At 49.8% G+C, this 22,307-nt stretch carries 20 protein-coding genes and 1 riboswitch; of the genes, 10 read left to right on the forward strand and 10 right to left on the reverse strand.

Annotation, left to right across the window (positions count from 1 at the left end):
* Window positions 1-462 precede the first annotated feature (462 nt).
* A riboswitch (cyclic di-AMP (ydaO/yuaA leader) is annotated at window positions 463-601 on the forward strand.
* Window positions 602-606: 5 nt separating this feature from the next.
* Window positions 607-1,077 (forward strand): C40 family peptidase, encoded by a 471-nt coding sequence (locus BP97_RS0123410; RefSeq protein WP_028551300.1) that lies wholly within the window; start codon window positions 607-609, stop codon window positions 1,075-1,077.
* Between the two features lie 173 nt (window positions 1,078-1,250).
* The gene (locus tag BP97_RS0123415; protein WP_028551301.1) at window positions 1,251-2,621 is read left to right on the forward strand and encodes a cryptochrome/photolyase family protein; all 1,371 of its coding nucleotides are present in this window, start codon (window positions 1,251-1,253) and stop codon (window positions 2,619-2,621) included.
* A 67-nt stretch (window positions 2,622-2,688) separates the two neighbouring features.
* Here the strand turns inward: BP97_RS0123415 and BP97_RS0123420 are convergent, their stop codons facing one another.
* A complete protein-coding gene (locus BP97_RS0123420) occupies window positions 2,689-3,228 on the reverse strand; it encodes an NADPH-dependent FMN reductase (protein WP_231506369.1) in 540 nt (179 codons plus the stop codon).
* A 239-nt stretch (window positions 3,229-3,467) separates the two neighbouring features.
* On the opposite strand from BP97_RS0123420, the gene BP97_RS37205 reads away from it, so the two are divergent.
* On the forward strand, window positions 3,468-4,034 hold the full coding sequence (locus BP97_RS37205; RefSeq protein WP_036746418.1) for a DoxX family membrane protein: 567 nt from the start codon (window positions 3,468-3,470) through the stop codon (window positions 4,032-4,034).
* A 221-nt stretch (window positions 4,035-4,255) separates the two neighbouring features.
* Here the strand turns inward: BP97_RS37205 and BP97_RS0123430 are convergent, their stop codons facing one another.
* Window positions 4,256-5,224: a quinone oxidoreductase family protein gene (locus BP97_RS0123430; RefSeq protein ID WP_028551303.1), complete on the reverse strand. Its 969-nt coding sequence runs from the start codon at window positions 5,222-5,224 to the stop codon at window positions 4,256-4,258.
* Window positions 5,225-5,590: 366 nt separating this feature from the next.
* On the opposite strand from BP97_RS0123430, the gene BP97_RS0123435 reads away from it, so the two are divergent.
* Window positions 5,591-6,355 (forward strand): exodeoxyribonuclease III, encoded by a 765-nt coding sequence (locus BP97_RS0123435; protein ID WP_028551304.1) that lies wholly within the window; start codon window positions 5,591-5,593, stop codon window positions 6,353-6,355.
* Window positions 6,356-6,605: 250 nt separating this feature from the next.
* Here BP97_RS0123435 and BP97_RS0123440 read toward each other — a convergent pair whose 3' ends face one another.
* Window positions 6,606-7,661, reverse strand: a complete 1,056-nt coding sequence (locus BP97_RS0123440) for a 2,3-butanediol dehydrogenase (protein ID WP_028551305.1) — start codon at window positions 7,659-7,661, stop codon at window positions 6,606-6,608.
* Window positions 7,662-7,943: 282 nt separating this feature from the next.
* Here BP97_RS0123440 and BP97_RS0123445 point away from each other — a divergent pair, with 282 nt between their 5' ends.
* Complete coding sequence (locus tag BP97_RS0123445) at window positions 7,944-8,969, forward strand: LacI family DNA-binding transcriptional regulator (protein WP_028551306.1); 1,026 nt, start codon at window positions 7,944-7,946, stop codon at window positions 8,967-8,969.
* A 193-nt stretch (window positions 8,970-9,162) separates the two neighbouring features.
* Here the strand turns inward: BP97_RS0123445 and BP97_RS0123450 are convergent, their stop codons facing one another.
* From BP97_RS0123450 to BP97_RS41620, 3 genes are all read right to left on the reverse strand, one after another.
* On the reverse strand, window positions 9,163-9,471 hold the full coding sequence (locus BP97_RS0123450) for a hypothetical protein (protein ID WP_028551307.1): 309 nt from the start codon (window positions 9,469-9,471) through the stop codon (window positions 9,163-9,165).
* A 229-nt stretch (window positions 9,472-9,700) separates the two neighbouring features.
* Window positions 9,701-10,030, reverse strand: a complete 330-nt coding sequence (locus BP97_RS41615; protein WP_331281318.1) for a sulfurtransferase — start codon at window positions 10,028-10,030, stop codon at window positions 9,701-9,703.
* Complete coding sequence (locus BP97_RS41620) at window positions 10,027-10,542, reverse strand: sulfurtransferase (protein WP_331281319.1); 516 nt, start codon at window positions 10,540-10,542, stop codon at window positions 10,027-10,029. Before BP97_RS41620 ends, BP97_RS41615 begins: the two co-directional genes overlap by 4 nt.
* A gap of 165 nt (window positions 10,543-10,707) precedes the next feature.
* Here BP97_RS41620 and BP97_RS0123460 point away from each other — a divergent pair, with 165 nt between their 5' ends.
* Window positions 10,708-11,205 (forward strand): GNAT family N-acetyltransferase, encoded by a 498-nt coding sequence (locus tag BP97_RS0123460; RefSeq protein WP_028551308.1) that lies wholly within the window; start codon window positions 10,708-10,710, stop codon window positions 11,203-11,205.
* Here BP97_RS0123460 and BP97_RS0123465 read toward each other — a convergent pair.
* Together BP97_RS0123465 and BP97_RS0123470 are read right to left on the reverse strand one after the other, a co-directional pair.
* Window positions 11,197-11,502 (reverse strand): 4a-hydroxytetrahydrobiopterin dehydratase, encoded by a 306-nt coding sequence (locus BP97_RS0123465; protein ID WP_036746431.1) that lies wholly within the window; start codon window positions 11,500-11,502, stop codon window positions 11,197-11,199. The genes BP97_RS0123460 and BP97_RS0123465 overlap by 9 nt on opposite strands.
* Before the next feature lie 51 nt (window positions 11,503-11,553).
* Window positions 11,554-11,847 (reverse strand): hypothetical protein, encoded by a 294-nt coding sequence (locus BP97_RS0123470; RefSeq protein ID WP_028551310.1) that lies wholly within the window; start codon window positions 11,845-11,847, stop codon window positions 11,554-11,556.
* A 159-nt stretch (window positions 11,848-12,006) separates the two neighbouring features.
* Between BP97_RS0123470 and BP97_RS0123475 the strand changes: the two genes are divergently transcribed.
* Complete coding sequence (locus BP97_RS0123475; protein ID WP_028551311.1) at window positions 12,007-13,608, forward strand: SWIM zinc finger family protein; 1,602 nt, start codon at window positions 12,007-12,009, stop codon at window positions 13,606-13,608.
* Window positions 13,605-16,544, forward strand: coding sequence for a DEAD/DEAH box helicase (locus tag BP97_RS0123480; protein WP_028551312.1), 2,940 nt, complete (start codon window positions 13,605-13,607; stop codon window positions 16,542-16,544). The genes BP97_RS0123475 and BP97_RS0123480 overlap by 4 nt, the downstream gene beginning before the upstream one ends.
* 16 nt (window positions 16,545-16,560) lie before the next feature.
* On the opposite strand, the gene BP97_RS0123485 is transcribed toward BP97_RS0123480, so the two are convergent.
* Both BP97_RS0123485 and BP97_RS0123490 read right to left on the reverse strand, forming a co-directional pair.
* Window positions 16,561-17,748 (reverse strand): EAL domain-containing protein, encoded by a 1,188-nt coding sequence (locus BP97_RS0123485; protein WP_051620911.1) that lies wholly within the window; start codon window positions 17,746-17,748, stop codon window positions 16,561-16,563.
* A 144-nt stretch (window positions 17,749-17,892) separates the two neighbouring features.
* Entirely contained in the window at window positions 17,893-18,663 is a 771-nt protein-coding gene (locus tag BP97_RS0123490) for an MBL fold metallo-hydrolase (RefSeq protein WP_028551314.1), read from the reverse strand.
* Window positions 18,664-18,849: 186 nt separating this feature from the next.
* On the opposite strand from BP97_RS0123490, the gene BP97_RS0123495 reads away from it, so the two are divergent.
* Both BP97_RS0123495 and BP97_RS0123500 read left to right on the forward strand, forming a co-directional pair.
* A complete protein-coding gene (locus BP97_RS0123495; RefSeq protein ID WP_331281320.1) occupies window positions 18,850-19,266 on the forward strand; it encodes an Lrp/AsnC family transcriptional regulator in 417 nt (138 codons plus the stop codon).
* Between the two features lie 38 nt (window positions 19,267-19,304).
* The gene (locus BP97_RS0123500) at window positions 19,305-22,205 is read left to right on the forward strand and encodes an ATP-binding protein (protein ID WP_028551316.1); all 2,901 of its coding nucleotides are present in this window, start codon (window positions 19,305-19,307) and stop codon (window positions 22,203-22,205) included.
* The last annotated feature ends 102 nt before the right edge of the window (window positions 22,206-22,307 follow it).

Consider the following 22,307-nt stretch of genomic DNA (forward strand, 5'->3'; position numbering starts at 1 on the left):
TTTTAGCCATAAAAATATCCCCTCCAAGTTCCACTCGAACCTCCATGATAACATGAAGGTTTTTTTTGAGTGTCTACTTGAAGGGGATAATACCAAGCTGTGACGGTTTTTTTGTGCGAATTCATGGTAGCCTCAAATGCTCTTCCCATCTCATGTGAGGTATCAGATTTCTTTCGTAAAGTCAAGCGGTTGCCACATCGCTTGCTTCCACTACATCCAGTAATGCTGAATTTTCAAGCTATTATAGATGTCAAACCACTCAGTAATTTGTCGAAAATTGTATTTTCAGGAGTAAAAAAAAGGCATATAGCTCTCATAATTTTTCAATGAAAACCTTTTCAAATGTAAAATTACATGAAAAACTAAAAAATATATCAAAAATTCCTTTATATTTGTGAATTTTCTATGACAGAGGAAGGAAAAATGCATTTTTGATCGAATTCTTGTAGTCGTAACAAAAAAACGTACATATTGCCGAATTTCCACACAATGGAAAACGGGGGATCCAAAACCCGGGTGAATTGATCTCGCAACAGAGTGATCATAGGGAGCCTTCAACCGAACCCTTAAGCTAACCTCGTAGGCACCGGAAGGGGAAAATTTCCTTTGAAAAAGTTTTTTGGTTTTGCCGTTTCTGTGGCACTGTTTTGCAGCATTCAAGTAGGAAGCGCTTTTGCGGAAACGCCGCTAAGTCAAGCCGTGAACGAAGAGCTGGGAGCTCCTTACAAATGGGCAGGTACAACAGCTAAAGGCTTCGATTGCTCCGGCTACACTTCCTTCGTCTTCGCAAAATTCGATATCGATTTGCCTCATACGTCTAAAGGACAAGCAGCAATCGGTACAACGGTGTCCCAAGATGAGCTTCGCCCAGGCGATCTCGTGTTCTATAACACAGATGGCAAAGGAATCTCACATGTAGGAATTTTTGTTGGTGACGGAAAGTTCTATCACTCCGCCACAAACCAAGGTGTTACGGTGACTAAATTGAGCGACTCGTACTACACGAAGCGCTTTGTCACTGCGAAACGCATACTGTCGGATGAGCAGTACCAGCAAGTAATGACCGACAGCAAATAGAAGCACTGTATCTATCTTTTGAAGCCCTCAGCGTTTACATCCGTAACGTCTCCAGCGTTCGGACAAGCCTGCTGGGCTCTCTTTCTTTCTATACGAATATTTAACCAAAAAGGTTGCAAGTGAACCGCTTTCATATATATTCCAAATCAATCCAATTGAAGGGCCCGTGACCCATGATTTTATTTGTGCACCGCAAAGATCTGCGGGTCAATGACCTGCCCGCATTTGATTATATACGTGAACGTCGCAAGCCAAGCTTGCATGTGCTGATCCTCGATCCGTTCGTGCTGAAGCATGAACGGCACCGTGAGCACAGCGGAATGAACTTCCTGCAGCATGTCGCACGGCTGCAGCAGCTGTATCGTGCGGCAGGAAGCCGGCTGCACGTGCTGTACGGCGAGCCCGCACGGGTGGTGAGCGGACTGCTGTCGTCGCATCCAGTGGAGGAGCTCGTGTTCCACGAGGACTACACGCCTTATGCGACGCATCGTGATCGTGAACTGCGCGAAGCGGCTCACGCCGCAGGCGTAGCTGTCACCGAGTTCGGCGAGCAATCGCTTGCGGACCTGCGCGACTTCCAGCGCTGGAGCGGCCGCAGCGAGCCGTACAAGGTGTTCACGCCGTTTTACCGGAAGTGGAGCGAGTACCTGCTCCACTTCTACCGGCCGGCGTTCGCCGCACATGTGCGGGAGCTCGCCCAAGCGGAGCTCGCCGAGGGCGCAGCCGCCGCCTACGCGCTGCCGCCCGAGCTGGCGGCGTGTCTCGCCCGCGACGCGAAAGCCGTGCACGGAGGCGGATCGGGCGCCGTGGCGATCGACCCGCACCGCGTGCTGGGCGGCTTCCTCGCGGAGCGGCTCGGCAGCTACGCCGACGGGCGCGATCGCTTCGCGGATGAGGCGACGAGTCGGCTCAGCCGGCACTTGAACGTCGGTGCGCTCTCGGTGCGCGCCGTATACGAGGCGCTGCTCGAGTATCCTCAGCGCGAGGCTTGGCTGCGTCAACTGGCATGGCGCGACTTTTATATTTATCAAGCGCGGCTCGACGCCGACTTCTTCCAATATGAGAAGCGTTATGATCTCTATAAGCTGAGCAGCTATCATTTCCAAGCATGGCGCGAGGCGCGCACCGGTATTCCTATCGTGGATGCCGCTATGACGGAGCTGAACATGACAGGCTGGATGCCTAACCGTTTGAGGATGATTACCGCTATGTTTCTTACCAAAAACTTGCTCTGCCCCTTTACTTACGGAGAGCAGTATTTCCGTTATAAACTGGCCGACTATGATAATACATTGAATCGTGGAGGATGGCTATGGTGCTCCTCGCTAGGGTTTGATGCGGCCCCCTACTTCCGTATTATGAATCCGGTAACGCAGTCACAAACACATGACCCGGAAGGAAGCTACATTCGCCGTTGGCTTCCAGGGCTATCTTCTTTGTCCAATCAAGCCATCCATCTCCCACAGCCTCATGCGATAGTTGATTTAAAAACGTCGAGAGCCCAGGCCATCGACGTCTATCGAACGATATTGAAAAACGAATAGAGCGGCCCCAGGCCGCTCTTATTTTTGTGAGAAGCTTTCAAGTAAGAATTTCAAAGGTTTCCCTTCGTCATCCCCGTAACTCTACAGCATTAGCCAGCGCTCGGAGAAGCGCTCTTATCTCCTCGGTCGTCTCCGCGTCCGTAAACTCGCCTTGCTCGTTTAGCTTTTTGTATATCAATGGAATACTCAACTGGCCACCTTCAAAAAGGTTCGCCGTGATCATTTGAAGGGTCAACAGCAACGAGGCATGCGCCACCTTCCCACCTGTTGCCAAGGGAGATGCGCTGATAACAGCCGTCGGTTTATTCAAAAATTCTCCTGAGGAGACGATCCAATCCAAGGCGTTCTTCAGAACTCCCGGAACTCCGTTCGCATATTCCGGAGTGCAGAGGATCACTCCATCAGCTATTTGAAGCGCCTTCCGCCATTCCATCAACGAGGCTGGCGAATCATCGCCATCTATATCAGGATTAAAATGCGGGAGCTCCCCTATCCCTTCGAACAATAATATTTCCATCCCCTCCGGCGCCAAGTCTGCTACTGCCTGCAGCAATCTTGTGTTGGAGGAAGCCTTGCGTAAACTGCCGGAAATGGCCGCGATTCTCATCCGCTGTTGCCCCCCTCTTTCGTAAATAACTACCATTATACACCATGGGGGCAACCCCATTTCTTAAACATGTTGAAATGGGTCTTCAATTACTCTCTTATGTCAAAACCATGAAAATTAATCCAAATCAGGAATATTGTGATTATAATCACATATAAAATTACGAGCTCAAGATACAATAAAGCTATCCAATATATTTCACAGTTTAAATTGCTATTCACATTAAGGAGGTTGGTTCCATGAGCAAAAATGAAATCATGATACCCGAAAATCCCGTATCACACTTTTTATTCAGCAGCACCAGAGCAGGTGTGATTTGGTTAATCATCCGGCTATATGTCGGCTACACATGGATCACATCCGGTTGGGGTAAAGTCACTAACCCTGCATGGACCGGAGATAAAGCAGGAACCGCTCTGCAAGGGTTCATTAAGGGAGCCTTAGCTAAAGCGGAGGCAGGCAAAGACGTGACGGGCTGGTATGCAAGCTTTCTAGAAAATTTCGTGCTGCCAAATGCTAAGGTGTTCGGGTTCTTCGTCGCTTTTGGCGAACTGCTAGTAGGACTTGGTCTGATCTTAGGCTTGTTAACAGGAATTGCAGCCTTCTTCGGCGGCATCATGAACGCCAGCTTCTTATTCGCTGGAACGTTGAGCACGAATCCTCTGCTGTTTATTCTGGCTACTTGGCTGGTACTTGCTTGGAAAAATGCCGGCTGGTACGGGCTGGATCGTTGGGCGCTTCCATTCCTCGGTACGCCTTGGGGACGCAAACCATCAAACGATAGCTTCAAGACAACACCGCTATAAACCTAGGCTTCTCTAAAAAGCAGTCCCGCCTTCATCTCATGAGGCGGGACTTTTGGTCTCTCATCCCTTAAATAAAAGAATTCCCTAACTGAAACTAACATAAGGTCATTTGCATAGGAACGGCATGATGAACAGCATCCTCTTAGGGGATGGCTGTAGTTCCAGCATATTTAAACTCATGAACTGGATTGGAGTGTTAACTTCGCCCCTCTGCTTGAGTTCTACGGAATCAAAATTATCTTTCCCGTGCTTTGTCGGCTCTCCAGCAGTCGATGCGCTTCTGCCCCCTCGCTTAGCGGGAAGACTTTGGGCCTCTCCAGCTTGATACTTCCTTCACGGATCCAGGTAAACAAATCATTGGCTCTTCGCGCTCTATCAGCTGGAGTCGTTACATGATTCCATAGATCTCCGCCCGTTAGCGTCTTGGATGTATCCATCAGCATTCGGGGATCGACTAATGCCGGATCTCCCCCTGCCATACCGAAGAAAACAACCGTCCCCTTCGTCCTTACCGCTGCAAAGCTATCCATTAAAGTAGAACCTACCGAATCATAAGCGACCGTGAGTCCATCCCCTTCGGACGACCAGCGTTTGGCTGTCTCTACCCAGTCACCGTCGTAGAGCAGTACCTCATCGGCTCCTGCGGCTAGGGCCATCTCGCGTTTGGCCGATGATGAAGTAAGCCCGAGGACACGCGCCCCACTTAGCTTAGACAGCTGGATGAGAAGCTGCCCTACGCCTCCCGCCGCAGCATGAACCAGTACTTCGTCACCGTGCTGCAATCGATAGCTGTCTCGGGTTAGATAATGTGCGGTCATCCCCTGCAAAAGAACGGAAGCGGCTGTTTCAAAGCTGGTATCCTCGGGCAGAGGTATCACCTTCTCAATGGGCACTAGCACGAGCTCAGCGTTTGCATAAGGCACATCTGCAAATGCAATACGATCCCCCGGTTTTAGTTGCGTAACACCTGCTCCCACCTGTTCTACAACGCCTGCGCCTTCATAACCGAGTATGTACGGCGGCTTTCCCGCTAAATGATAATTGCCGCGTCTACGATAAATATCAGCGAAATTCAATCCTACAGCCTTCATCCTTATCAGAACCGTTGAAGGTAATAGCTGTGGCGCCGGCAGCTCTGTATACTGTAGAACCTCCGGTCCGCCAAACTGCTGGAACGTCAATGCTTTCATTATTTTTACCCTCCAAAACATTTCATATCGAGTGGCCATCTCGGAAGCTAACATGATTTTATGCAGATCCCATTCATCATTAGTATACTCTTCCGTGAGCGGCAAACCATTCATCATCGCTTATTTTACCGAGATACTCCAGCGCTGTTTTCATACCTGGGCAAAAAATACAGCTCTATCCATTCAGGACATTGGCCGCATGCTGTTTATTAAGGTTGGCGCAATCCGTATTCCAAAAGCTTTCTCATTACTAGAAGCCGTGAATAGGCCTTACGCCGGGGACTACTAAAGTTTGCGTTGTTCCTTGGTAATAGGAATCTATGATACACTTAAAAAAATGACTAGAAAGCTTTAAGGAGATAGATGATGAAACTGGTATCCTGGAATGTCAATGGTCTACGCGCCTGTGTGAACAAAGGATTTTACGATTACTTCAAAGAATGCGAAGCAGATATTTTCTGTTTACAGGAGACGAAGCTTCAAGAGGGACAAATCAGCTTGGAGCTGGGAGAGTCGTATAGTCAGTACTGGAACTATGCTGTCAAAAAGGGCTACTCTGGTACTGCCGTCTTTACAAAAATAGAGCCGCTTTCTGTTCGTTACGGCATTGAGGAAGATCAAGAAGATGAAGGTCGGATCCTAACGCTGGAGTTTGAGGCTTTTTACCTTGTGAACGTATATACCCCCAATGCCCGGCGTGATCTATCAAGATTAGACTACAGACTGGAGTGGGAGGAACGGTTTCGCGCCTACCTTCAGCAATTGGATGCTAGGAAGCCTGTCCTTGTATGCGGAGATTTGAATGTTGCTCACCAAGAAATAGATTTGAAAAATCCAAAGTCCAACCAGAACAATTCTGGCTTCACTCCGGAAGAACGGGAGAAGATGACACGGCTGCTGGAGGCCGGATTTATAGATACTTTCCGACATTTCTACCCTGACCGGACGGATATGTATAGCTGGTGGTCCTACATGCCAAAGGTAAGGGAACGGAACGTGGGATGGCGAATCGATTATTTCCTTGCTTCTTCCAGACTGAGTCCTTTTCTGACAAATGCGCAAATTGATACGGAAATAACCGGCAGCGATCACTGTCCTGTGACTCTAACGGTTTCAGATATTAGCGAATAAGAGAAGTTCTGAGATCGTTCCCCCTACCAGACTTCAAACGTAAGCATCCCACTGAACTGGGGCGGGACATATCGTCTTGTATCTATTAGCTTGGGTGTTGAGAGATATTCAGAAAAAGCTGTGAACATCGCCTTCCGGCATCATGTCACAGCCCTCAAAAAAATTTAAAGCTCCCATGCTATAGTAACCTTGCAATTAAACAGAGAGAGCCTGACAGGCTCCCTCTCTTTGGTTTGCGCTGTAGCGTGAATTACTTACTCTTTGGAGTAACAATAATTTTGATCTGGCTTTTCTCTTTGATAAGTGTCTCAAAGCCTTCCTCTACAATATTGGAGAGCGCAATCCGCTTGGTCACCAGCTTGTCTGCCGGGAAGTAGCCTTGCTGCATCAGACTGATGACCGCAGGGAAAACATCGCGGTAGCCGATGATACCGGCAATATTGCGTTCTTTCAGCACAATCTGGTTAGGGTGAATGGAGGCTTCACGCTCGAAAATGCTGACAATCATGATTTGACCGCTCATTTTTGTCGAAGCAATGGCTTGGTTCAATACGGCTGGTACGCCAGTCACTTCATAGCACACATCCGCTCCGCCGTTAGTGAGGCGTTGAATCTCTGCCACAACGTCCGTATCAGCTGGATTCAGGCCAATTGCGCCCAGCTCTATAGCTTTATTTCGTCTCTCTTCTGATAGCTCAACAGCATAGATTTTGGATGCCCCGGATGCTTTCAAGGCTTCAATCAGAAGCAATCCAATGGGGCCTGTACCGAACACAACCGCACGATCGCCTACTTTCAGCTGGCTCGAACGAACGGCATACAGCACAACAGCTGACGGTTCAACCAATGCACCCTGCTCATAGGAGAGGCTATCCGGAATTTTGTGAACCATATGTTCATCCGCCGCTACATACTCCGAGAAACCTCCGCCTCCGCCGGCGAGGCCCAGGAAGCCCATTTTGTCGCAAAGGTTGTATTTGCCATGCTTACAAGAATCACATGTTCCGCATGAGAATACAGGCTCCACCACGACGCGATCGCCTACCTGAAATCGGCTTACTTCTTCACCAACCTCTACGATTTGCCCGGAAAACTCATGTCCCATTACGATAGGTGCTTTTTCATTCGTCAGCGGATGGGGTGTTCCCTCGGGAATAAAAATAGGACCTGCAGCATATTCATGCAGATCGCTTCCACAAATGCCGCATGCTTCAATTCTAATTTTAACCTGCCCTTTTTGGGGGGTCGGCTCATTGATCGTTTCTACGCGCAAGTCCTTCACACCATACCATCTTAACGCTTGCATATTAGTCATCTCCCTGTAGGAATTAAGAAATAATTGATATGGTTTCCCATCTTGATAGACAAAATAGGAAACGTTTCCGGTAACTATCATGTCACAACTCCGTCAAACTGTCAATTCGCAGGCAGCTGCTTTAACGGGCTTTTTTGCTGGTAAACTGGCTTCTTTCACGTTTTTAAGCGCCATCCCGTTATGCGGAAGACGCGCTATGTTATAATAAGGATATAAATAGGAGTTAGCGGAATTGTCATGGAAACGATTCCGTTATGAAAGGACCATTCTCTTATGGTGAACAATAAAAAGCTAACGATTGAGGATGTGGCGAAACAAGCCGGTGTCGGGATAGCTACTGTTTCCCGGGCACTTAACAATAGCAAAGGCATCAGCGCCAAGACTAAGGCTAAGATATTGCAGGTCGTTAAAGAAATGGGATTTACCCCTAACACTTCGGCCCAAAGCCTTAAAATCCGCCAAACACGCCAGATTGCGCTGGCCGTCCCCGATATTCGGAATGCGATTATTCCGGATATTGCCTGGTCGGTCGAGCAGGCTGCCAAGCAGCACGGATATAGAGTTGTACAAATTAACACGCTGGGGAATGCCATGCTTGAGCTGGAGACGCTGCGGGAGCTGGATCAGCTGCATGTGGACGGGCTTGTCATAATGCCTTTGGCATACCCTAAGCAACTGGAGCCTATGATTAATCAGGCAGGCATCCCGGTATCTGTCATTAACTATGGCAAAAAAATGAGCGAGGACCTCAATGCGGATATTGTCGGCATGGCGCGCCAGGAGGGCAAGCTTGTGATGGAGCATCTGCTGCAGATTGGCCGCAATAGAATCGCCTATGCGGGTGCGCCAAAACATAAGATAGAAGAGCGGTATTTTGCTTATGAGCAGTCGCTCAACCACATAGACCCGTCCTTCGTCTACTTCGGGGAAGATTTTTCATTTGAAACGGGGCGCCAGGCCGCCAACTATTTTTACAGTTTAAAGCATATGCCGGATGCCATATATGCCGTGAATGACATGGTTGCTATCGGCATTGTGAATCGGCTCAAGGAGCTTGGAGTTCGAGTGCCGGAGGATGTGGCAATTGCAGGTATCGATAACAATCTGTGGGCGACGGTCACAACACCACAAATTACTTCCGTCTCCATTATGGGCAGTGAGGTAGGAAGACTGGCGGCGGAGCTATTGCTCAAACGAATTCAATATCCGAATACCTCCGGGTATGAACGTGTAGAATTTGAGCCCCGGCTCATTGTCAGGGAGTCCAGTGTCAAAATGAATCAATACGCCAAGAGCTGATTAAAATTTGCAATAAAAGGGCTGTGTCAGGTTATCCTTAACCAGACACAGCCCTTTAATCTTTGTCACTAGTGACCACTTATTCTTCCCCGTCCTCGTCCCCTATGCTCAAATAATTCTGAACAAGAAAGTGGGGATTCGAACCAACACGGCGTGGATGCCTCGGAGCATATGCCCTTGCCCAAGAACTGCCTTAAGCAGCAATAATTCCGTTCATTTGCAGTGTTGCTTGCGCCTGATCGTCGGCGGGGTGGTAACCTTTTTCCAATAACTCTTTAATGTACATTTTGTTATAAATAAATGAGAAAATAATGCCCGGAACCCATGCCCCGAATCCCAATGTAAATGTCCCAACTGCGGCAGCGGCAATAAACATTATTGCAGCCCATTTCAGATCGCCTCTGAAAAGTGCTGGGAAAAACCCGAAAAAGAAGGTAGTCCAACTAAATCCAACTTTTACTTCTTTTATACCACCTGCAGCATTTTTTAGTCGTACACGCATGAGTATATTCGCCCCTTATTATCATAATTTTTCCATTTCAATGGTTATTATAGGCAAATAGTCGCATTTTGTCGATACTTAATTATTTGCGAACTCATTTTTTTGGTGTGTACGCCGATCCGTATGAACTGGATGCTTGTCTCCCTATTGATTTGGAGCCAACGAAAAAAGCGTACAGTCTTTAGCAGACTATACGCCAAACGCCCGTAGCTACGTGGTCTCTCAGCACTTATTCTTTCCCCGTAGCCACCGGATTGTCCTTATACGACACCCAGTCGCTCCAGCTGCCCGAGTACAGCTTCACATTCGGCAAGCCGGCTTCCTTCAAAGCAAGCACATTAGGACAAGCCGTAACGCCGGAACCGCAGTAAACGATAATTTCATCAGCATTGTGCAATTCCCCGAACTGCTTACGCAGTGCTGCTGCATCCTTCCAGCCGCCTTCTTCATTCAGACTTTGCTTCCAGAAGTAGTTCTTCGCTGAAGGAATATGTCCTGCTACCGGATCAATAGCTTCTTCCAAGCCAAGATATCTGCGCTCTTCCCGAGAATCGATCAAACCGTTCCCGGACGTCCGATACGCTCCTTCACTTCCTCCATGCTAACCACCATAGAGCTTTGCAGCTTAGGCACAAATACAGCTGCATGTACCGCAGGAGGCTCATCTGTTACCGGATAGCCAGCAGCTTTCCATTTGGCGTACCCGCCGTCTAATACAAATGCTTGCGTATGCCCTGCGTATTGGAGCATCCACCAAAAACGAGAGGCCATTGCCCCTCCCTGATCGTCATAAGCGATAACCTTCGAGTCCTTGCCGATCCCTGCAGCCCCCGCAACCTCGGCAAAGCGATCCCAATCCGGCAGCGGATGACGTCCGCCATGCTCGGTTATAGGAGCGGACAATTCTTTCTCCAAATCGACATAAACGGCACCAGGGATATGATCCTGCTCATAAGACTTCCGCCCAGCATCCGCATTACCCATGCCAAGTACGAAACGGCAATCTACTATAACAACATTCTCATCGGTTCCATGCTCAAACAACCATTCCTGAGTTACAATATGCTGCATCGAAAGTTCACTTCCTTTGCTGGAGTTAATCTTTTCTTCTAGTATACAACGGAATAGCGGATGAACAAAATGTGGAAATGAACGAATCTTCGGCAGGTCGACAAAAGAGCCCTCTCTTTGTACAATAAAGTATGGAAATTTAATGGAAAAGGAGTTGAGTGCCCCTTGTACAAGACATCCGAACTTCGTATCGTCCCTTTAACGGAAGAGCATTGCCAAGATATTTGTACCTGGAAGTACCCTATACCCTATGACATCTATAATTGGCGAGATTGGGAGCTGATGGTAAAGGACCAAGAGGAATTCGCTGATGCAGCATTGCGAGAGGAGCAGTACCGCGGAGTAGTCGACTCGGACGGTACACTAGTAGGGTTTGCTCAATTTTTTCCTTTAGTCGGGGTAACGCGTCTTGGGCTTGGTATGCATCCCCATTTATGCGGGCAAGGATACGGGGTTGATTTCGTTCGGGCCATCGTGGCTGAAGCCAAGCAAAAAGCACCTGCCAACGAAATCGATTTGGAGGTGCTTATATGGAATATTCGCGCTTATCGCGTCTATGAAAAAGCCGGGTTTACCCATACCGATACCTACGAACGGATGACCCCAACCGGTATGGATATGTTCCACTGTATGGTGTGGAAAGATTCAGCAGCTTTACGATAAATCCCGCTGTCCGTTGAACACAGCATCGTAGCGTGAAGCCGCCGCAAAATCAAGGTCCGTCAAGCCTCCTGCCCGCCAGGAGGTCAGGCGCAGCCGAACCAGCTTATAGTCGATAGCAATGAGCGGATGATGATTCAATTCCCGCTCCGATATACGGGCAATTTCCTGCACAAATTGAATACCTTCCATATAAGCGTCAAACCGGAACGTTTTGACGATCCAATTAACGTCCTCCCTACTCCAGCCTGCCGCCCGCTCTAGCTTATAAGCTATTTCTTCCTCATTCAGCTTCGTCATTTTCATAAGGTCCGGCCCTCCCATGGCACTTGCCGTAATGGAGCTAGCCAATTAGACCAAGTAAACTACGCTGATCAGCTTGCCCTCATGGTAAATGACAATGACATGTTTTTCTCTGTCATGGCTGACCGTACAGCTGCCGACACGCATTTTAGGCTCCGTGCCCAAACCGTAGAACAAATCGTCAGCCAACGTTTTAATACAGTCCTGCTGCTCCTCGCTATCCAGCTCATTCCAGTCGTCCGAGGTCATTTCCAAAAATGCATAACACTCGTCGATACTGTGTAAAGCTTGGGTAAAGTCGTCAATAATGTCATTATATTCTCGGGCGAATTTAATTCCCATGCAACGTCAGTCCTTCCGGATGAAAATGGAATGAAAATGCTTACTAAGCATTTTAACCTGAAAAATCCTTCTCATGCAACCGCATGGAAATAAAGCATTTGGATCCAAAATCTGTTACACTGTAAGGATACAAACAAGTTCGGAGGCGGAACGTTTCCTATGTTGAAGCTGCAACTCCCGAAAAACCGAATGAACTTTTTGATCGAACGGATGCAGCATGATTTCGATCTCACCATCCTTGAGCAAGGCTGGGAGTATTACCATAAGGGCCGTGTATCCGACGTGGAGCTGGTTCACGGTGTGGAAATCAGCGCACTCGTTCGTGGTTCACAGTCCTACGAGGTCATACTGGATTTGGACCGTTTTGAGAAAAGTGAATGCAGCTGCCCCTATGACGGGTACTGCAAGCATATGGCCGCTGTTATTTTCACATTATATGCATCGTTTGCACGCCCGGAACTGCTGCTGCAGCACTTAAAGCAGGCCATTAGGGTCAAAAACCGCCAACAGTTGTCGCGCACAGCTGCCGGTACCAAAACGGAGAAAAAGCAGGAGCGGCTGGAAGCGCCCCAGGCCAATCAACTGCCTGCTTATTGGCATCGTTTTTTTGACCAGCAATTTTATGGCTATTCTTTATCTCAGCAGCATTCCATCGAGCAGTTCTATTCCGCGGCCCAGGAATCACTCAAGCCGATAGCAGAGGAATGGGAGCCCTCGCTGCAAACACTGTATGAGCTGCATGTGCTGCTGTTCGTCATGCGTAAGATCGAGCAGTTTTATTCCGATACGAAAACTTCCTATATGTCCCACTATATAGAAACAGGCTGCAAAACCGTAGCCAAGCAATGCATGGAGCAGCTTACGAAGCTGCTTCCTGAATTGGACATTCCGTCATTGGTCAAACGGCATGCCGCTGCTTTGGATGAGACATTGACCATGCTGAGCGAGGCGGCGCTAAGCGCCAAAGATTCTCCGCTCGATTGGCTGTTAGGCTACCGTAGTATTTGGTGGCAGCTAGCGGAAGAGCCTGAGCGGATCGCCAAAGAGCTGAAGCGTCTAAAGCTTCTTGCTTCCAAGCAAGGTCTGCAGCCCCGCCGGAGAGACGCATTGTTGGTAGCTATGGCTCACTTCAAAGTAATGGAAGGCAAAGACGAGCAAGCCCGCGAGCAGCTGGAGGCACTAACCAAGCGGGAAGCCCGAGATTATTTCCTGTATTTGCACCATTGCTACGAGTTGCAGGAATGGGAACGGATGCTGTCCTGGCTGCGTTGGATGCTGCCCTCCATGCAAAGAGCGCAGCAGGAAGAGCTGCGGACGTTTTGTACGTACTGGATGGAAGCGGTCAGCCGACAGCCTGACGACGGCGAATGGGTTGAAGTCATGATAGCCTTGCTGCCGCGGACGTACTATTTCTATACGGCTTACCTGCTCAAGGCCCACCGGTTCAAGGCCTGGGTTGACCTGCAGATCGCCAACCGGGTCTCGCCGCTCAATCTGTATGCGCTGGATTTGAAAACAGTGGAAAGTCACGACCCTTCTCTCTTGCTGCCGCTGTATCATCAAGCGGTGGAGCGAAGCATTGCCGAGAAAAACAGGAACGCCTACAAAATGGCCGTCAAGATGCTCAAAAAACTGCACGCCTACTATAAAAAGCTCGAAAAGCCCAATACATGGGAGGAATATATTTACCGGCTGGCTACACGGTATTCCCGCCTCAGGGCGTTTCAAGAGGAGCTTCGGAAAGCGAAGTGGATTCCATGATCGACTCGTCTGCAATCACGGTTAATGTCAGATGGATAGCTCCGGGCTGCTTCTTTTTGTGGGGCTCCCGGTATAACGGCGGCGTGAGCGATGCCTATGATTTGAAGGGGCTGCTGTTCGCCTGGCATGAGCCCTCATTTTATGGCACGTTCATCGAGGTTACGGAATCGATGAACGTGGAGGGGCTGCAGCTGTCCGCGCTGGAGGCGCTGGACTACTTGTGCAGCCCGAGCGCAGTCCAGCATCTGAAGCTGGACTGGTGCAGCGAGCTGCGCGAGCTGATGAAGCTGGCGCCGTACGTGAAGGAGGCGCTAGTGCAGGGACGCTGCATGCCCGACTTCGCGAAGTGGAAGGCGGGCGAGCTCGGCTGGAAGCTTCAGCTGCCGGATCAGGTGGCAGCTGAAGGGTTCTCGCCCTTGGCGCAGCAGTGGATGGACCGCCTCATCCCCGAGTGGGGCGAGGAAGACAGCCTGCTGCGACAAAGCATTAGGCAGCTGGAGGCAACGTATCCTCTGCTGCAGCGCGGCAAGCTCCCGGCCGACCTGTGGATGGACGAGGAGGACTGGCTCGTCTCCATCGGCTGGCAAACCGACGGCACGCCGTTCCGGACGTGCCTGCAGCTGAGCGAGCCGCCGCAGCAACGCAGCGGCAGCGGAACCTGGCCCCTGCGCGTCGTGCTGCAGGACCGCGCCGACAAGACGCTGCTGCGCGAGGTAGATGCCCGAATGCTGGCTTCAGCCAGCTCGGGCGATGCTGACGCGCACGCGCCAGAGCCAGAGCCAGAGCCAGCCGCGCTGACGGAGCTCCCTGCTGCATGGCAGCCGGAGCTGCAGCGCGCGGCGCGCGATCTCGCCAAGTGGCAGCGTATCCTGCCATGGCTTGAGAAGAGCGATGAGCCCGGCGTGCTGCGCAGCGAGCTCACGCAAGACGAGGCTTGGCAGCTGCTGACCGATGGCAGCCTGCGCCTGATGGAAGCGGGCTACTCCGTCTTCCTGCCCGCCTGGTGGGAACGCATCCGGCGATGGCGTCCACGCCTCAAAGCGAAGATCAAGTCGTCGGTTGGCTCCGGACCCCAGTCGATGTTCGGCCTCGAACAGCTCATGCAGTTCGACTGGAAGATCGCCTTGGGCGATATCGAGTTGACGGAGGAAGAATTCCGAGCACTCCTGGAGGAGAAGCGCAAGCTCGTTCAAATTCGCGGCCAATGGATTCAATTGGACCCGGCCCAGCTTCAGCAGCTTGAACAGGTTATGAAGCAGGTACAGAAGAAGCAGGGACTTTCCTTCCGTGACGTGCTAGAGCTGCATCTACTCGGCTCCTCCGAGGGGGAGGAAGAATTCGGCTTCCAGCGATCCCTCCAGATGGAGGTAGAGCTTAATGACCAGCTTCAGGAAATGGTGGATTTGCTCAACCATGCCAAACGTCCGCCGCTGATCGAACCTCCCGCATCATTTCAAGGGATATTACGCCCTTACCAGGTCGAAGGGATTTCCTGGCTCTTGTTCCTGCGCCGCGTTGGTCTGGGAGGCTGCTTGGCCGATGACATGGGTCTCGGCAAGACGATACAAATGATTACGTATTTGCTCCATTTGCGGGAGCAAGAAGCTGCGATTCATGCGGAGCACGGAACGGAGTCTTCCCCGTCGCTCCTCATATGTCCGACTTCGGTGCTCGGCAATTGGCAGAAGGAGCTCGAGCGGTTTGCTCCCGAGCTCAAAATCCATCTGCACTACGGCCCGAACCGAGCTAAAGGCGATGCCTTCAAGGAGACCTGTGAAGGCTACGATCTGGTGCTGACAACTTACACATTGTCTCATCTCGATGAAGTCGAGCTATCTCAGCTCGAGTGGAGCTCGATTTGCCTGGATGAGGCCCAAAATATAAAAAATGCGTACACCAAGCAGGCAACCTCAATCCGCGGCCTAAAGAGCCGCCATCGAATCGCCTTGACAGGGACGCCGATCGAGAATCGGTTGACCGAGCTATGGTCGATCTTCGACTTTCTTAATCCAGGCTATCTGGGCACCCTGCGTGAATTCACGCATCACTACGTAGGCGCTATCGAACGGACGAACGATCCCGAGCTCGTATCCAAGGTACAACGGCTCATTCGCCCTTTCTTGCTGCGAAGAGTCAAGAAGGACCCAGCTATTCAGCTCGATTTACCGGATAAGCACGAATATAAAACATTCGTCTCGCTAACGGCGGAGCAAGGTCTCTTATACGAAAATTACATTAAGGATATGTTTGAACGGCTGGACAGCCTGAGCGCCATGGAGCGGAGAGGCTTAATTTTGGCGGCTTTGACCAAGCTGAAGCAAATTTGCAACCACCCTTCACTCATGCTTAAGGAACCAGCTGGCGTTCCCTGGCAGCAGCGCTCCAACAAAGTCGAACGGCTGCTGGAAATGGTTCAGGAGCTGCGTCAGGAGGGCGATAAATGCCTTATTTTCACTCAGTTCGTGGAAACGGGCCATCTGCTGCAGCGCATCCTGGAACAAGAGCTTGATTCCCAAGTGCTATTCTTGCATGGAGGCACGCCTAGAGTGGCACGCGATCGCATGATAAGTGAATTTCAGAACGAAGAGATACAAGGAGACCGTCAGCCGGGTATTTTCCTTCTGTCGCTGAAAGCGGGCGGTACGGGGCTTAATCTGACCGCAGCGAATCACGTGTTTCATTTTGACCGGTGGTGGAATCCTGCCGTTGAAAATCAGGCGACCGACCGTGCTTTTCGAATCGGCCAAACCCGTCATGTACAGGTGCACAAGTTCGTCACGCTCGGCACTCTGGAGGAACGCATCGATGAGATGATTGAGAAGAAACAAGGCTTAAGCCAGCAAATTGTCGGCAATGGCGAGCAGTGGATCACCGAAATGTCCACCGATGATTTGAAGGAGCTGTTCGCTTTAAGAAACGAATGGGTCGAACTCTAGCTGCTTACCAAAAGCGTTACACTTGCACATCCAAAAATAAATAGTGCGTATCTCCAACAGGGCAAGAATACGTCTGCATCAGACGGGAAGTATCGAGATCGGTGTACTCGCTCGAGAGCATCCCCTGCCGCTGATTGTTTAGCCGCATCATATTCGGAATAAAATAAGGACGCCATATCCAGTTCGATCCTTGATATTGGGCGTCCTTTTTCCATTCACCCTCGATATCCCTCGTATAATTGGAAGAAACCTGACATCCGTCTTCACGGCATATATAAATTCTGACCACATTGAGTCCTACGCTCATTAGCAAACTTTGAATCATCTTATCCGCATCCGTCACGCTGCCAATATGAATATCTGATGCAATCAGCTCGCTTAAGCTGTCCTGCACGGAGAACAGCGCCCGATAGCGTGCCATCTCCTGTTCGGTGTACAGCCTGATTTCTTCTTTTAAGAATGGTTCGTAGGCTCGCTCATCCTGAAGCCCCTGCCTTGCTTCCGAGAATAGGAAGCCCTGAACATACCGCGCCCCCGCTTTCAACGCATAATACAAATCCTGCTTGGTCTCGACTCCTTCGATCAGCAGCGACGATCCCATCTGGGAAGACAGGATAGAGAAGGAATTCAGCAGCGCCTTATAGCCGTCATGCATGGCGCTCTTCTTCAGCAGCTTCAGGTCGATTTTCAATATATTGGGTCGAATCGAAGCAATACGGTCATAGTTGCTGTACCCGCTCCCTATATCGTCGATAGCAATGAGACAGCCCTGCTCGCGGTAAACGTTAATAATAGCGGACAACTCGTCGAGTCTCCCGTGGAACTCCTCTTCAGTTACCTCTATAACGACCCTTGATGGATCAAGTCCATGCTTCTGAATAAATTGCAGCGTCGGAAGTATACCGCATTCTTTATATATGCGATAAATCCAGGAGGGCTTTAAATTCAAAAACAGCAGCGCGCTAGAATCCGACTGTGCTATTGCGGCAATGGCTTGTTCCCGCAAAATACGGTCTACATGCAGATGCTGCTCATCACTAATTTCCGGATTTTGAAAAAAAGGCCCCAAGCTCCTCACCTTTTCTCCTTGCACCGTTCTCCCTAACGCTTCATAAGCGATTATCCGTTGCGTTTGCAGTGATAAAATCGGTTGAAAAAACGAACGCAGCTCTCGTTCCTGCAGCTCCCGTATTTCATTCAGCATCCCCATTTGCCCTCCAATAACTACCGGCGTTAGTTTTATGACAATATTTCTGACATCTCACCTTAACGCTATTGTAAGTTACAAGAGACAAACTGGCAATTGTTTACTGCGAATCTTGTCATATTTTCTGTATAGGCTTTCAGCCTAACATGGTGCCTCTGAACTAAAATCGAGCCATTCACCATCCTCAGGAATTCTGACTTGATGCTGTAATTGCTCAGCGCTCAAATAATCTCGTACCTGCCCCCGCGTCTCCAGACAATGGTTGATCGCCTCCATATGAACGGCTACCACACAAGTCTCTGGTGCATAACGGCATACTCGGGCGATATCCTCATGGGTCATCGTGATCGGGTCGCCTTGAGCAAATTGGGCAGCACCGCCGTTAACAATAGTCACATCTGGGCTATAGCGGTCTAACGCATTTTCCACCTCCGGCACATAGATGGTGTCACCGGCTATATACAGCACAGGCTCATCCTGGGCATGCAGCACAAATCCCGACACTGCCCCCATCCGCTTCCCAATTTCACCAGTCCCGTGTTGACCACCCGTTCGCGACAAGCGGATGCCCCTCCACTCAAGCTCATTCTCTATGGATCGAACATGATTGAATCCGGCCTGTTTTATTTTATCCGTGTCCGCCGGCTGACAAAATACCGGAAGCTGTTTATCCAAAAGTCTTACCGCCTCTTCATCCCAATGGTCGAAATGGGTGTGAGTCACTAATACAGCTTGTATCGTTTGCAATAATTGCGGTGATACGGGGATGGAAACTAAAGGATTTTGTCGACTATTTGTCGAATTCATTACAGGTGGATACGCCCCCTGCTCGCAGAGCATCGGGTCCACCAAAAAACGGATCCCATGTATGTCTACCAGCAGTGTCGCATGTCGAAGCAGTTGAATTTTCATGAAAAATCCCTCCTATGCAAATAAACGGATTGGCGCCTGGAATTCAGAGTAAGTACACCCTCCGGGCATCTATGCTTAGTATGCCTTATTTCTCTTTATGGCTGAAGAGCTTGATGAAAGGGCTGGACGCAATTCATTTTCACCATGAAAAAAATAACCGATGCACGCAGGAAAGGATGAATGCCCATGCTCGATGCCACGGATTTAAAAATATTGGAATGCTTGCTGGCCGATGCCCGCATGCCCCACAAGGAGATCGGTGAGCGCGTTCATCTTACCGGACAAGCGGTCGGCTTTCGTATTCGCAAGCTAGAGGATGCAGGAATTATCCAGGGCGTCCATATCACACTGAATCAGGAAAAGCTCGGCTTGACGGTTATGGCGCAAATCATCGTTTTCATGAAAACGACGAGCTCCCATTCGCTGTTTCAAACCTTCGTACGGGAGCATCCGAACGTCAAGGAAGCTTACCGTATCAGCGGGGAAGGCTGCTACTTACTCCGTCTTCTCGTAGCTTCGCATGGCGAACTCAATGCATTTTTGGATCGGTTAGTCGAATACGCCAACTATAGAGTTCATATATGCTTGGACCGCATCAAATAAGCAGGATTCATTCTATTATCAGGTAAGGTGGTTTATGCATGAATGTAACCCGTTCTAATGTATCATTGCTGTATGTTGTACTTATCATCGCCCTGCTCGCTCTTGTCAGCGTATCGAGCTACATCGCCTCGACGAATATGGAGGCTGAATTGAACAGCATCGTGCAGGAAGCGATTCCCTTATCTGCTGTAGCCGAAAATATTTTGGGTGACGTGGTCAATCAGGAGACCGGCGTACGAGGCTTCGAAGTAACCAGCGACGAAAAATATTTGGATCCTTATGAGCAAGGCAAAGCACAGCTCGCCAAAGACTTGGAGCTCATGGCCGTGTATCAGAAAAAATATCCGAATCTGAAAAGCTTAATGGAAGGAGACATCCTTCCGCAAATTCAAAAGCTGCAAGATCATTATAACTCGCAAGTGGAGCTGGTCCGGGCCGGTAAGCTGGATGAAGCACGTACACGGCTGAATAACGGAAAGCTTCTGATGGATCGATTCCGCCAGCTGCATCTGAAAATTCGTACCGATATCGATACGATCGGAACGGAAGCCTACAATGATGCCCAACATGCCGGGCATATCGCCCGTTTGATCATAGCTGCCGGAGGGGCGGTAGCGGTCGTCATCGGCGCTTTCTCCGCCTTTATATTCAACCGTGCCAATCGGGCCGAATCCGCATTGCGCAAGAGTGAGGAGACATACCGCTACATGGCGGAAAGCCTGGAAGCACAAAACGAGGAAATTATTGCTCAACAGGAAGAGCAGGAGCAAACCCTGGAGAAGCTCTCCCAAAGAGAGCAGGAGCTTGAAACCATCAGCTCCTACCAGGAGAAGCTGTCCGGTTCATTGAACATGAACCAATTTCTCGAGTCATCCATTCCAGCACTGCTTAGTTCACTGCAAATGGATGCAGCACTGCTTGTTATCCAATCGCAAACCGCTTCCGGACAGCAGTCTTCTTATGACATTTTGTATGCGGTAGGCTATCCGTCGAACCTGCCTTCGCGAATGGAGCACGAGCTGTTCGGTCCTGCACTGCGTGTGTTTACAGAGAAAGTACAGATTGACTGTAAGCGGGAGCTGTCCGCCGAGGAAACAGGACTTCATCGAAGTATGACCTATGCGATAGATCAATACCATCCTCTGTTTGACGACAAGCAGGAAGTGATCGGTTTTCTGCTGCTCACCGGCTATTTGTCATCACGGACCGAGCAGCAGGGCCGGGTGGGTAAAGGCTTAATGCGGCAGTTTGGACTGGCCTTCCTAGCCCAGCAAATGAATGAAGAGCGTCATCTTCAATCCCGACATCTGGAGCAATTAAACGAGCAGCTGCTGCAGGAGAAGGCACTAATCGAGGAGCAGCGCGACTTAATCGAGAATATCCTTGAATCGACCCATGAAGGCATGATGCTGTGCGACGCCTCCGGCAAGCTGCTCTTTGCCAACCAACGGATGAAGAGCTACTTTACAGTAGCTGAGCATAGCGGAGATAATTGGACCGAGCTTGCTCGCAATATCGAGAAGGTCATTCCTTCCTTCTCCCCTGTTCGTAAAGCCATGGAAGGCCTGCTTAACGGTTCATTGGATAAGCTGACTGAACGGTTCGCCTTTATAGACGAAGAAGAGCAGCAGCGTTATATCGAGCTGTACGCCACCAAGGTTGGAGATAAGAAAAACCAGCAGGAGCGAGGCTACTTATTCGTATTCCGGGACCGAACCGAAGAGGAAAAGGTCGACGAGATGAAAAACGAGTTCATTAGCATCGTATCTCATGAGCTGCGCACTCCGTTAGCCAGCGTGCTTGGATTTATTGAAATACTTCTGCATCGTCAGCTTGCACCGGACAAGCAGCAAAAATATATGCAGACTATTTATAAAGAAGCTCATCGTTTATCTACGTTGATTAACGATTTCCTGGATTTGCAGCGGATGGAATCCGGCAAGCAGGTGTATCATTTTGCGCCGGTTGAGCTAGTCAGTGTAATCCATGAGGTCGCGGAGCAATGGAAGGAAAAGCTCAGCCACGATATTCATATCGTGTCGGCCGATCCAGAGGTATGGGTTCGTGCAGACGCCGACCGACTTAAACAGGTCGCCCACAATTTAATCAGCAACGCGATCAAATACTCGCCTCAAGCCGATAAAGTGAACATAGCGATTGACTCCCAGGCTGGGCAAGTGAAGCTGCACATATCCGACTATGGTCTCGGCATACCTGAAGAGGCCAAGAGTAAGCTGTTCTCCAAGTTTTACCGTGTCGATAATTCGGACCGCCGTCAAATCGGGGGTACCGGCCTAGGACTTGCCATTGTGAAAGAAATCGTTGATGCCCACCATGGGGCCATTACATTCGATTCAGTCATGGGTGAAGGAACCACCTTCACCGTTCAGCTGGAAAGCTACACATTCCCTGATGTCGACGGCAGCATTATCGTGCTCGAGGATGATGACAATTTGGCAAAGCTGATCCAGGTCGCTTTAGGCAAGCTGGACATTCCTACCGTACATCTACGTTCCGCAGAGGAAGGCATAGCTGCTCTAGCTCGAGTTCGTACGACTCCACCGCGGCTGTGCATCGTCGATATCCATTTAGAAGGCTCCAAGAACGGATGGGATTTCATGGCCGAGCTGTACGACCATCCGACCTTCTTCCGAACACCGGTCATCGTATCGACCGCATTGGAGCCGCCGCTTAATTATCACGAGAAGGATATTGAGAAATTTTTACGCAAACCGTTCTCGATGGAAAAGCTGCTTCAAGTTGCAGACCAGCTGTTGTTCCATACAGACAAACATCCCGCTTACGTTTTCCCGGAGCAGGATGAAGCATTAATTACCTCGTCGTTAAGAAAAAAAGGGATTGAGGTTACTGAAATTACCCATGGACAGGATACGATCCAGGTTGAGCTTAAACGTAAACCGAGTCTCCCGGAGACTTAGTCCTATAGTACATCAACTAAGGCGAACCATCCCATTTCCGAAGCTCCAGCAGCTGTGAATGGCGGTCCGCCCTTTTTATGTTTCAATCGCATTTAAAAATAA

The sequence above is a fragment of the Paenibacillus sp. UNC451MF genome, from assembly GCF_000686845.1.
In the GTDB taxonomy this organism is placed as follows: domain Bacteria; phylum Bacillota; class Bacilli; order Paenibacillales; family NBRC-103111; genus Paenibacillus_S.

Bases quoted from the DNA above. Each gene is read 5' to 3' on its own strand.
- BP97_RS0123475 (WP_028551311.1), top strand. From the start codon at position 12,007: ATGTTGAAGCTGCAACTCCCGAAAAACCGAATGAACTTTTTGATCGAA.
- BP97_RS0123480 (WP_028551312.1), top strand. From the start codon at position 13,605: ATGATCGACTCGTCTGCAATCACGGTTAATGTCAGATGGATAGCTCCG.
- BP97_RS0123485 (WP_051620911.1), bottom strand. From the start codon at position 17,748: ATGCTGAATGAAATACGGGAGCTGCAGGAACGAGAGCTGCGTTCGTTT.
- BP97_RS0123435 (WP_028551304.1), top strand. From the start codon at position 5,591: ATGAAACTGGTATCCTGGAATGTCAATGGTCTACGCGCCTGTGTGAAC.
- BP97_RS0123415 (WP_028551301.1), top strand. From the start codon at position 1,251: ATGATTTTATTTGTGCACCGCAAAGATCTGCGGGTCAATGACCTGCCC.
- BP97_RS0123470 (WP_028551310.1), bottom strand. From the start codon at position 11,847: ATGGGAATTAAATTCGCCCGAGAATATAATGACATTATTGACGACTTT.
- BP97_RS0123490 (WP_028551314.1), bottom strand. From the start codon at position 18,663: ATGAAAATTCAACTGCTTCGACATGCGACACTGCTGGTAGACATACAT.
- BP97_RS0123420 (WP_231506369.1), bottom strand. From the start codon at position 3,228: ATGAGAATCGCGGCCATTTCCGGCAGTTTACGCAAGGCTTCCTCCAAC.
- BP97_RS0123450 (WP_028551307.1), bottom strand. From the start codon at position 9,471: ATGCGTGTACGACTAAAAAATGCTGCAGGTGGTATAAAAGAAGTAAAA.
- BP97_RS0123500 (WP_028551316.1), top strand. From the start codon at position 19,305: ATGAATGTAACCCGTTCTAATGTATCATTGCTGTATGTTGTACTTATC.
- BP97_RS37205 (WP_036746418.1), top strand. From the start codon at position 3,468: ATGAGCAAAAATGAAATCATGATACCCGAAAATCCCGTATCACACTTT.
- BP97_RS41620 (WP_331281319.1), bottom strand. From the start codon at position 10,542: ATGCAGCATATTGTAACTCAGGAATGGTTGTTTGAGCATGGAACCGAT.
- BP97_RS0123495 (WP_331281320.1), top strand. From the start codon at position 18,850: ATGCTCGATGCCACGGATTTAAAAATATTGGAATGCTTGCTGGCCGAT.
- BP97_RS0123445 (WP_028551306.1), top strand. From the start codon at position 7,944: ATGGTGAACAATAAAAAGCTAACGATTGAGGATGTGGCGAAACAAGCC.
- BP97_RS0123430 (WP_028551303.1), bottom strand. From the start codon at position 5,224: ATGAAAGCATTGACGTTCCAGCAGTTTGGCGGACCGGAGGTTCTACAG.
- BP97_RS0123465 (WP_036746431.1), bottom strand. From the start codon at position 11,502: ATGACGAAGCTGAATGAGGAAGAAATAGCTTATAAGCTAGAGCGGGCG.
- BP97_RS0123440 (WP_028551305.1), bottom strand. From the start codon at position 7,661: ATGCAAGCGTTAAGATGGTATGGTGTGAAGGACTTGCGCGTAGAAACG.